The organism is uncultured Sunxiuqinia sp. (assembly GCF_963974515.1).
In the GTDB taxonomy this organism is placed as follows: Bacteria; Bacteroidota; Bacteroidia; order Bacteroidales; family Prolixibacteraceae; genus Sunxiuqinia.
In genome coordinates this window covers 1-4,465 of the sequence record NZ_CAXBDD010000172.1, presented here as the reverse complement: position 1 = coordinate 4,465, position 4,465 = coordinate 1, and the positions used below count along the sequence as shown (strand labels likewise).

Sequence of the window (4,465 nt, the reverse complement as noted above, 5' to 3'; positions counted from 1 at the left end):
GTCCAAGCGCCAGGATGCCTTCTTTTTTAGCCCGTTCAATCGCCGGTATAATCAGTTCTTTTTCTTCGGTTCCCAACAGGCCGCCATCACCGGCATGTGGATTTAGTCCAAGCACGGCAATACGCGGGCTTTTGATGCTGAAATCCTGCTCGAGCGAACGGTCCATGATGCGGAGCTTGTTTAAAATGGCTTCCTTGGTAATGAGTTCAGGGACTTTTGAAAGAGGCACGTGCGTAGTTACCACGCCAATTTTCATCAGCTCGCTGACCATCAGCATCAAGTAGTTGTCCGTTCCAAACTGTTGCGCTAAAAACTCGGTGTGTCCCGGGAAATTGAATTTTTCCGACTGGATGTTGTCTTTGTTGATCGGGGCAGTGATCAAAGCGTCAATCTCACCGGCTTTCAGGTCATTAACTGATCGCTCCAGCGCCATGTAGGATGATTCGCCGGCGAGTTCGGATGATTTGCCCAATTCCACACGAATATTATCATCAATGCAGTTGATGATGTTGGCTCGCCGTGGATCGGCCTCGCTGGCATTTTGAATGTTGTTAAAATTGAAGTTGTTAATGTTGAGGGCTTTGCGGTGGTAGGCTGCCACCTTTGGAGAACCATAAACGATGGGCGTACACATCTCCAGGATGCGAGCATCCATCAGGGTTTTCATAATTACCTCGTATCCGATTCCATTGATATCACCATGTGATATGCCGATTTTTATCTTGTGTCTGCTCATTTTGTCAGTCTGTTATGAAGTTGCGAAAATCTTGAAGCTATCTCGTTCACAGTTATTTTTCTGCGAAAGGCAAAGTTAATTCTTTATCTGAACTTTATCAAAATAGATTAGGTTGTTGCCAGGGCGGAATTTCCGTTAGATCAAAATGGCAAAAACAAGGACCAGGAGCAAAAGCATAAAAAGGATGAGTTGGTTACGAACGAACAGGCCCAACAGGATCAGAATTTCGAGCTCTTCGGTGTCGGCCGAATAAATTTCAATCTGGCCTTTGTCTTTAGAGAGGAGTTCAAAACTTTGGAAAATGACAATCTCCTGCCCGTTAAATTTCCAGGCCCAGCGCGACTGCCAGAAATTTTTAATCTCCAGTTCAAACCGCTTTCCATTGATGACCACATCGCTTTTTGGGCTGAATAAATTGATCATGATTGATGCCAAAGGAGTCAGGTTGTTGGTGTCGAAGATTTCCAGTCTTGACAGGAAAAAATCACGGTTGAGGATAAAACGTCTTCCTTTCAGGGTTGCCAGCGCATCTGAACTAAACATGTTTTTCCATACAATTTCTCCAATCTGCTCGTTGTTTCTCTTAATTTGCAGTTGGTTCTTAAAGATTCCTTTTGTCCAGTACAGCTTTTCCATATCTAGAAAATTCCAACTTGCAAGGTATGAAATTTAGCTTAAAAATCACCAGCGTTTTTCAGTCTTATGGTGTGGATGTATAGCTTTTTTTTTGGGGAAGGGCGGTCCGGGGCGAAGAAAAAACAGGCAGCAAAAGCATGGGATCTTTTGCTGCCTGTTGGGGAAGATTGAGCTTGATGCTGTCAGAATAGAAATCCAAGATTCAATGAGAGCGTCTTGTTTTGGATGTCGTCGGTTGTCTTAAAGACTTCGGAGAATCCCATATCATAATTTAAACTCAATAGCAGTTTTTGTCTGGCCACCGGAAGTTGAAAACCCAGTTCAAATCCCCAGCCGGCATCGGTCGAATTCACTTCGTCTTTGATATCGGAGCTTCGTCCGCCGGTTTCGTATTCGGCTTTGAGACGGGTAGCCAAATACGGACCAGTTGCCAGAAAGATGCGCGATGCATTTCCCTGCTTTAAGGTGGAAGAAAACTCGGCTTTAACCGGGAGCTGAAGGTAGTTCATTCGGTAGGTCTCGTCTGAGCCGTCGGGCTGGCTTCCCTTTTGGGTGTAGAGTAAACCGCTTTTTACGGCCAGCCAGTCGTTGGCGTGGTAGCGTGCAAGCAAACCGAAATTGACGCCGCCACGCACCCCATCATTTTTACAAATATTGCCAAGGTCAGCCTGGGTGGACGCGCCCATTCCCAGTTGGGCACCCATTTCGAGTTGGCTAAATGCTTGCACTGAAGTCATCATCAGGAACAACAGGAAGCTGATTCTTTTTACATGTTTCATTGTTTTCTGTTTTTATAATTAATTGATTCGACGAAATGTGTCAAATGGTCGAATGGAGGGTAAATTTTTTTAGGTGCTTATTCCGTGAAATAAAATGTGCAGAAGATCGTTGAGGTGTTTTTCCAGATCGATATCCTCGTCTGTAAGGAAATAAGGTTCCTCAAGTCCACGCAGGGCAATGACAACCGTACGGGCTGTGAGATCGATGTTGAGGTTCCGGAATTCGCCACTTGCGATGCCTTCTTCCAGAATCCGGGCAATGGAGGCTTGTTCTTTTTGATCGTGCTTCTCGCGGATTGCTTCGATGAATTCAATTTTGCTGAGGAAATCATTTTTCAGGGCATCGTAATAATTCACAAAATCGCGAAATCCTTTCATGCGCACTAAAACATAAGCGATGAGTTTTTCCCGGGCATTGCTTTGCCCATTCACCGCATGCTCAATTTTGGCGAATAAAATACCAGCCTCCTGCTCAACAACGGCTTGAAATACTTCCTCCTTGCTGGCGAAATAGTAGTAAAGCGAACTTTTTCCTTTGCGGGCAGCAACAGCAATCTCATCCATTGTTGTTTTACGGAATCCATACCGGGCAAAGGTTTCACGGGCTACTTCAATGATGCTATCTCTGACTTTTTCGCTCATACAGCTATTTTCGACTAATTTGGTTCAAAAGTACAAAAAATGAGTTGAATCGAAAGAACATGAGGCGGGAAAATTATTTTTTTTGTTTAGATTCTCCGGTTACAACGCTTGGTTGCCGCTCTTGGGGATGGTAAATGAAAATTGGCTTCCTTTTCCTTCTTCGCTTTCAACGCGCATTTCTCCCAAATGTTTTTCGACAAATTCTTTGCAAAGGATCAGGCCCAGCCCGGTTCCCTTTTCGTTTAGCGTGCCGAGCGTCGAATAGCTTTCTTCAATACGGAACAGCTTATTTTGTGATGTTTCGCTGATACCCACCCCATTATCGGTGACGGAGACCTTTAGCCCCGTTGCTTCCTGTTGGGCCGAGACAACAACCTGACCACCGGGGTGCGTGAATTTAATGGCGTTCGAGATCAGGTTTCGAAGGACGGTCGATACCATGTACCGATCGGCAAAAACAGGGGCGTCGTGTGGAATTTTCTTGACGATGGTAATCGATTTCTGTTGCGCCAGGTCTCTAAGTAATTTCACGGCTTCGTTGATTAAAGTAACGCTGTCAACATATTCGGGATTGAACTCTGTTCTCCCGGATTGTGTGCGCGACCATTCGAGTAGGTTTAACAGCAGGTCCATCGCGTTTTGTGCCGAATGTTCGATGATGTTAACATACTTGTCAATTCCCTCATAGTCCTTTTCTTTAATTTGCTCGGCCAGTAGATTGGTGAATCCAATGATGCTGTTAAACGGACTTTTCAGGTCGTGAGCAATAATGGAGAAGAATTTGTCTTTGGTGGCATTCAGCTGGCGCAGGCGTATTTCGCTTTCCTGGAGACTTTTTTCGGCCTGTTTTCGCTCACTGATATCGCGGATGAAACTCTGGTAAGTGCCATCGGGCATGGCCTTCGAGTTCATTTCAACCTGGATTGTTTCTCCGTTTTTTTGTTTGATCTCCCGTTCTGTTTTAATCGTACGGCCTGATTTTAATAAATCATATCTCAACGGCTCTGTTTCGAGTTTTTCGCTGAGAAAAAGTTCTGATATGTTCATCCGAAGAAGTTCTTCGCGTGAAAATCCCGACAGCTCTGTCGCCTTGTCGTTGATTGTAATGAAGTTTCCTTCCGCATTGCCCTGAAAGAAAGCATCGGGGGCCATTTCAATGAGGCTCCGGTATTTTTCTTCACTCCTTTTCAGGGTTTCCTCATTTTGTTTTCGCTCGGTGATGTCCTGAATGATTCCGAAAACGATGCGTTTATCCGGGTCAAAAGTCGCAATGGAATGAATGTCCTTGATTTTACCGCTGCCGACCGCTTTTATTTTGAATTCAACGTCGTAAGCGGCTCCGTGTGCCAATAAGTTTTCTATTGCCAGATCGAGCATGGGGCGATATTCAGGCAAGGGAAAATCTTTGATTGCGACATAGTCCAGATGGTCTTTATGGGCCTCATAGATTTGCACAGCACCTTCGGAAGCAAAAACTTCACGCGTATCCAGGTGCAGTTCCCAGTTGCCCGATTTGGATGCAATTTCGGCCTGGCGCAAACGCGCTTCATTGAGAGCCATGATTTTCTCGGACTGTTTGCGTTCGCTGATGTCGTGGATGATGGCGTGGAGCCGCTCACTGCCATTAAGCTCAATGGGGCTGAAAAAGATTTCAACATCGCGTAGGGAGCCG

5 protein-coding genes are annotated in these 4,465 nt (G+C 45.3%); all 5 read right to left on the bottom strand.

Translation table 11 applies throughout. From position 1 onward, the window contains the following. Positions 1 to 736 (bottom strand): 4-hydroxythreonine-4-phosphate dehydrogenase PdxA (locus AAC033_RS18405; protein ID WP_339740884.1); only part of this gene is annotated, 736 nt, incomplete at its 3' end. 135 nt (positions 737 to 871) lie between these two features. Further along, entirely contained in the window at positions 872 to 1,372 is a 501-nt protein-coding gene (locus AAC033_RS18400) for a hypothetical protein (protein ID WP_339740882.1), read from the bottom strand. Between the two features lie 182 nt (positions 1,373 to 1,554). After that, complete coding sequence (locus AAC033_RS18395) at positions 1,555 to 2,151, bottom strand: porin family protein (RefSeq protein ID WP_339740880.1); 597 nt, start codon at positions 2,149 to 2,151, stop codon at positions 1,555 to 1,557. A gap of 69 nt (positions 2,152 to 2,220) precedes the next feature. Continuing rightward, positions 2,221 to 2,793, bottom strand: a complete 573-nt coding sequence (locus tag AAC033_RS18390) for a TetR/AcrR family transcriptional regulator (protein WP_339740877.1) — start codon at positions 2,791 to 2,793, stop codon at positions 2,221 to 2,223. A gap of 99 nt (positions 2,794 to 2,892) precedes the next feature. Continuing rightward, on the bottom strand, positions 2,893 to 4,465 hold a 1,573-nt coding region (locus AAC033_RS18385; protein WP_339740875.1), incomplete at its 5' end, for a PAS domain S-box protein.